Source organism: Streptomyces sp. NPDC059455, from assembly GCF_042750115.1.
Classification (GTDB): domain Bacteria; phylum Actinomycetota; class Actinomycetes; order Streptomycetales; family Streptomycetaceae; genus Streptomyces; species Streptomyces endocoffeicus.
The window spans coordinates 1-5679 of sequence record NZ_JBHYVB010000372.1; the positions used below are offsets into that span (position 1 = coordinate 1).

Here is a 5679-nt window from a genome sequence, read left to right on the forward strand (position 1 = left end):
GACCTGTGCCGCTCCCCGTCGCGGCACAGGTCGCGGTGCCACGGCCTTCCTCGCCGCGACGACAGGGCCCGCGGAGCTGCCAGGGCCTGTCCGGCGGATCAGGCCGCAGGAAAGCCGCGTCTCCGGCGTGATCCGCCGGCCAGACCCTACGCCGGGGCGGGCGCCTGGCGCTGCGCCTCGGCGCGGTAAAGCCGGCGCAGGCGGACGACGCCGAGGTCGTGCTGGTAGAGGTTCTCCGTCTGGTCGGCGTCGTGCGGCATGGCCTCCAGCATCGTGCGGTCCTGCTCCAGGACCTGCCAGTGGCGGGCTTCGATCAGCGTGCGGTAGAGGAACCGCCAGGTGTCACGCTGCCAGTCCTGGACACGCCGGTAGCGCCAGAAGAAGACCCCGCAGCGATCGGCGTCGACCGGGGCGACCATGCCGACGATGCCGAACGGGCCGCCCGGCCCCGCCGACGGCGGATAGGGGATCTCCAGGTCGACCCAGTCCACGCCCGTACGGCACAGCTCGACCCAGTCGAAGTTGACGCCGTGCTGGTCGGTCTTCTCGAAGAAGTAGCCGCGTGGGGTCTCGCGGATACGGAACTTCGCGCTGGTGTCGCCCTCGTACATGGTGTGCGACTCGCGGTGCAGGAAGGCTCCGTGCATGGGGTCGAGAAGGTTCTCCACCGCATAGCGCCAGGGCACGTCCCACTCGGCGTAGCAGAGGAACGCGGAGACGTCCGGGTCGGTGAGCGGCTCCGGGAGGGTCAGCTCGCACGGCTCGGGGTGCTCGGCGTCCCCGAAGTACGCGAGGATCGCGCCGCTGACCTCGCGTACGGGCAGACTGGTGACGAGCTGTTTGCCCTCCAGGTTGCAGCCGGGCAGCCCGGGAACGGAGGTGACCGTGCCCCCTCCGTCGACCTCCACGCCGTGGTACCAGCAGCCGATGCGATCACCGAGGTGTTTGCCGAGGGAGAGCCGGGCGCCGCGGTGCGGGCAGCGGTCCTCCAGCATGTGGAGGGTGCCGTCGGCGCGCCGGAAGAGCAGCCAGGCGGTGCCGAGCACGGTGACATGGCGCATGCCGCCGGGGGCCACGAAGTGCGAGGGGACGACGGGGTGCCACTGGTTGCGCAGCCCGGTGGCGTAGATCTCGTCGGCGGTGGGGGTGGCACCGGTGTTACGCAGTGCGGTCATCGTCGTCACACTCCCAGTCGTCGCATCTCGTCGCGGAAGGACCGCTCGGTCCACTGGCCGCCGTCGGGCGCCTGCAGGCCCCGGGCGTTGAGGCACGCGACCACGGTGTCGAGGTCGTGGCCGTCGGTTCTGAAGACCTCTTCGAGGACGGCCGCGAGCCGGTACTCGTACGCGGTCGGTTCATGGGTGCGGGACTGGTGCACCTCAAGGTAGGACATGGTCGCTCCGGTTACAGGTCGAGTACGAGACGGCCGGACCGGGCGCGCGAGACGCAGATCATCATCGATCCGCCCGCCGCCCGCTCGTCGTCGCTGAGCAGGAAGTCGCGGTGGTCGGGAGTGCCTTCGAGGACGGGGGTCTCGCAGGTACCGCAGATGCCGTCGCGGCACGAGCTGAGGACCGTGATTCCGGCGTCCTCCACCGCGTCCAGCACACTGCGGCCGGGCTCGACCCGGACCGTACGGGCGGAACGGCGGCACTCCACCTCGAAGGCGCTGTCACCGCTGGCCGGTTCGGCGGCCTTGGGCGCGGCGAACCGCTCGGTGTGCGCGGCGCAGCGTGCCTCCACGGCGGCGATCAGGGGTTCCGGGCCGCAGCAGTAGACGGCGGTGCCGTCCGGCAGGTCGGCCAGCAGGGTGTCGAGGTCGATCAGGCCGTGCTCGTCCTGCGGCACGAGGGTCAACTCCCCTGTATCGGAGGCCGGTTCGGGCAGCTCGGCCAGCTCGGCCAGTTCCGCGGCGAACGCCATCGAGGCCCGGCGTCGGCCGCCGTACACCATGCTCCAGGGCACCCCGAGCCGGCCGGCCTGACGGGCCATGGCCAGCAGCGGGGTGATGCCGATGCCGCCCGCGACGAAGAGGTAGCGGGCGGCCTCGACGAGCGCGAAGTGGTTGCGCGGGCCTTGGACGCCGACGGTGGCGCCGGGGCGGAGCTTGGTGTGGACGTGGGCGGAGCCTCCGCGCGAGGCGGGCTCGCGCAGGACGCCGATGCGGTAGCGGCCGGTGTCCTGCGGATCGCCGCACAGCGAGTACTGGCGGACCAACCCACCGCCGAGGTGCAGGTCGACGTGGGCGCCGGGCTCCCAAGGCGGCAGGGGCTTGCCGTCCGGGTGGACCAGTTCCACGGAGAGGACGTCCTCGGCCTCCCAGGTCATACGGTGCACCAGCAGGTCGGCTGTGGTCTCTGCTGCGGTCTGCGCTGTCCTGGTCATTGTGTCCTCCTCACTGCGCCGAGATCCCGGCCGTGATCCGAACCGGGAGCTTGACCGGCGGGGTGAAAGGGGTCTTCATCGGGCCGAGTTCGGTGAGATCGACTTCGACCAGCACCGGGCCGTCGGCGGCCACGGCCTTCGAGATCGTGGCGGCGGCCTGCACACCGCCGGTGATCCGGGCAAAGGGCAGGCCGACCGCACGGGCGAGCAGTTCGAAGTCGGGGGTGGCCAGGTCGACGCCGGAGCGGCGGTCGAAGTAACGTTCCTGCATATTGCGCAGTACGCCGTAGCCGCCGTCGTTGAAGACGATCAGGGTGAGCCGGGGCTTCTCCTGCGCGAGGGTGAGCAGTTCGCCGAGGTGGACGGCGAGCCCGCCGTCCCCGGCCATGACCACGGTCGGGGCGTCCGGGCGGGCCAGGGCGGCTCCGATGCCCATGCCGAGGCCCTGGCCGATGCCGCCGCCGAGCGGGAAGACGTTGTCACGGGGGTCGTAGATGTCCAGCAGCCGGTTGCCCCAGCTGCTGGACGGGATGGTCACGTCCCGGGCGATCACCGCCCGGCGCGGCAGGGCGCTCCGTATCGCGTCGCAGATCGCGGCCTGCGGGCCGATCTGCTCGTGCAGGGTGCTTCGCGCGTCGGTACGGGCGTTCCGGATCCGGTCGGCCCAGCCGGGGTCGGTGGCGGTGCGCCCCGTGGTGCGGTGCAGCAGGGTGATGAGGGTGGTGAGGGTCCCGGCGGCGTCGCCGTGCAGGGCATGCGTGGCCGGGTGGACGCGGCCGAGGGCGGCGGCGTCGATGTCGATCTGGATGTGCGCCTCGGGCAGCCGCAGGCTGTAGTCGGCGGTCTCGTTGGAGCGGAGGTGGGTGCCGATCGTGAGCAGGACGTCGGCCTCGTCGAGCAGAGCGCGCCCGGCGGGGGCGGTGGCGAAGTTGCCGACACACCGCCAGTGGTCCTCGGGGACCGCGCCGCGTCCGGCGTTGCTGGTCAGCAGCCCCGCGTTCAACTCCTCCAGCAGCGCGGCCAGTTCGGATCCGGCGCGACTGGCGCCACCGCCTGCCCAGACCAGCGGCCGACGTGCGCCCGCCAGCAGTTCGGCGGCGGCTCGCAGGGCTACCGGGTCCGGCCGCGGAGGCGCTACGGAGGTGGTGGGTGCCGGGCTTCCGCCGAGGGCCTGGGCCTCGTACTGCAGGTCGATCGGCCACTCGATGCTCACCGGGCCGCCCGGCGCGGCGAGCGCGAGGGTGGCGGCCTCGTCGAGGATCGCGCCCGCGTTCGCCGCCTCGGTGACCGTGACGGCGTGGCGGGAGACCGCCCGGAGCATGCCGAGCTGGTCCTTCGTCTCGTGGATGACCCCGCGCCCCGAGCCCAGGTGCTCGCTCTCGATCTGGCCCGTGATGTGCAGCACCGACGATCCCGCGGTGAGCGATTCCACCAGCGCCCCGGCCGCGTTGCCCGCGCCGGTACCGGTGCTGGTCAGCGCGCAGCCTAGGCCGCCGCGCGCCCGGCCGTAGCCGTCGGCGGCGCTGACCGCAGAGGCCTCGTGCCGTACGGGAACGAAGCGCAGGTCGCGGTCGACGGCCTCGACCAGCGGCAGATTGTGCACGCTGACGACGCCGAAGACGGTGTCGACGCCGAACCTGCGCAGCGTTTCGACGAGCAGGTCGCCGCCGTTGTGGTAATGGTTCATGGTCCGCTCCGGGGGTGGGGTGGGTGTCGGGCGTCAGGCGATGCCGCGGCCCACGCCGCCGCAGACGTCGATGCTGGTACCGGTGATGTAGGAGGCGCGGGGCGAGAGGAGGGTGACGATGGCGTACGCGACTTCCTCCGCACGCCCGAGCCGCCCGAGCGAGATGCCGCGGTCGGCGGCGAGCTCCGCCTGCCAGGCGTCGTAGTCCAGCACGCTGCCGGAGGCCGTGTACCGGCGCTCCCACTGGCCGGTGTCGACCAGGCCCAGGCAGACCGAGTTGACCCGGATGCCGTCGGCGGCCAGCTCTGCCGACAGTGACTTGGACAGGTTGAGGATCCCGGCGCGGGCCGCGCTGGTGGTGATCAGCCGCGGCTCGGGCTGCTTGGCGAGAACCGCGTTGACGTTGACGACGGCGGCGGCGGCCGAGGCCCGCAGCAAGGGCAGCGCCGCCGTCAGCGGATTGAGCACCGAGGAGAACTTCAGGTCCAGCTCGTCGCGCCAGTCCTCGGGCGTCGTGTCGGCCAGCCGCTTCATACGGGACTGGCCCGCGTTGTTGACCAGCCCGTCCAGCCCACCGAAGCGGTCGGCGGCCCCGTCGACCAGACGGTGTACGGCGTCGGCGTCGCGGACGTCGCACACCGCGGTGTACAGCCGGTCCGGGCCCGCGCCCAGGCCCGCGGCGGCCTTGTCGAGGTTGCCGGCATCGCGCCCGCAAGTGGCGACGCGCGCGTCTTCCGCCAGCAAGGCGCGAACCGTGGCCAGGCCGACGCCCGAACTGCCGCCGGTGACGAGTACGGTGCGGCCGGCGAGGCCGAGGTCCATGGTGTCTCCCTGAGTCTGAGTCTGAGTCCGAGTCGGTCGATAGGGGTGTGGGGCCGGGCGCTACGGGCCGGCGGCGGTCACTGCATCGTGAAGCCCCCGTTCACGGCGAAGAGCTGCCCCGTGATGTATCCGGCCTCCTCGCCCAGCAGGAAGGTGATGAGGCCGGTCAGGTCCTCGGGCCGCTGCGGTCGGGAGATCGCGCGGTTCAGGCGGTACAGCTCGTGCCGCTCGGCCGGGATGCGTACGGAGGACTCGCCCTCGGTGAGACCGGGGGCAACGGTGTTGACGGTGACTCCCAGATCGCCGACCTCGCGGGCCATCGCCCGGGTGAGGGCGATGACGGCGCCCTTGGAGGCGATGTAGTGGGCGAGCCGGGGGGACCCGTACAGCGCGGCGTCGGAGGCGAGGTTGACGATCCGACCGCTGCCGGACGCGATGAGCTGGGGCAGCAGGGCGCGGGCGACGAGCCAGGGACCACGGGCGTTGACCGCCATGATCCGGTCCCAGTCCGCAACGGCGATCTCGTGGAAGGGCTTGCCGCCGACCGCGTCGGCCAGGCCCGCGTTGTTGACTAGGCCGTGCAGGGGCCCGAGCGCGGCGACCGCGTCGGCCATCGCGTCCACCGACTCCGGGTCGGCGACGTCCACCGGTACGAAGTGCGCATCGATGCCCTCGGCGCGCAGCCCGGCCGTGGCCGTCCGGCCGCGCTCCGGGTCGACCTCGGCGACGACGACACGGACGGCGCCGTCCGCGCCTGCCCGGCGGGCCGTGGCCAGTCCGAGGCC

6 protein-coding genes are annotated in these 5679 nt (G+C 72.4%); all 6 read right to left on the reverse strand.

Annotation, left to right across the window (positions count from 1 at the left end):
- Positions 1–146: 146 nt before the first annotated feature.
- Positions 147–1175, reverse strand: a complete 1029-nt coding sequence (locus ACFXB5_RS52190; protein ID WP_385222794.1) for a Rieske 2Fe-2S domain-containing protein — start codon at positions 1173–1175, stop codon at positions 147–149.
- A gap of 5 nt (positions 1176–1180) precedes the next feature.
- A complete protein-coding gene (locus tag ACFXB5_RS52195) occupies positions 1181–1393 on the reverse strand; it encodes a recombinase-like helix-turn-helix domain-containing protein (protein ID WP_385222797.1) in 213 nt (70 codons plus the stop codon).
- An 11-nt stretch (positions 1394–1404) separates the two neighbouring features.
- A complete protein-coding gene (locus ACFXB5_RS52200) occupies positions 1405–2385 on the reverse strand; it encodes a PDR/VanB family oxidoreductase (protein WP_385222800.1) in 981 nt (326 codons plus the stop codon).
- A gap of 10 nt (positions 2386–2395) precedes the next feature.
- Complete coding sequence (locus ACFXB5_RS52205; RefSeq protein ID WP_385222803.1) at positions 2396–4072, reverse strand: thiamine pyrophosphate-binding protein; 1677 nt, start codon at positions 4070–4072, stop codon at positions 2396–2398.
- 33 nt (positions 4073–4105) lie between these two features.
- On the reverse strand, positions 4106–4894 hold the full coding sequence (locus ACFXB5_RS52210) for an SDR family oxidoreductase (RefSeq protein ID WP_385222806.1): 789 nt from the start codon (positions 4892–4894) through the stop codon (positions 4106–4108).
- A 77-nt stretch (positions 4895–4971) separates the two neighbouring features.
- Positions 4972–5679 (reverse strand): SDR family oxidoreductase (locus tag ACFXB5_RS52215; RefSeq protein WP_385222809.1); only part of this gene is annotated, 708 nt, incomplete at its 5' end.

Coding starts and splice junctions, on each gene's coding strand:
- ACFXB5_RS52190 (WP_385222794.1), bottom strand. CDS start 1,175: ATGACCGCACTGCGTAACACCGGTGCCACCCCCACCGCCGACGAGATC.
- ACFXB5_RS52195 (WP_385222797.1), bottom strand. CDS start 1,393: ATGTCCTACCTTGAGGTGCACCAGTCCCGCACCCATGAACCGACCGCG.
- ACFXB5_RS52200 (WP_385222800.1), bottom strand. CDS start 2,385: ATGACCAGGACAGCGCAGACCGCAGCAGAGACCACAGCCGACCTGCTG.
- ACFXB5_RS52205 (WP_385222803.1), bottom strand. CDS start 4,072: ATGAACCATTACCACAACGGCGGCGACCTGCTCGTCGAAACGCTGCGC.
- ACFXB5_RS52210 (WP_385222806.1), bottom strand. CDS start 4,894: ATGGACCTCGGCCTCGCCGGCCGCACCGTACTCGTCACCGGCGGCAGT.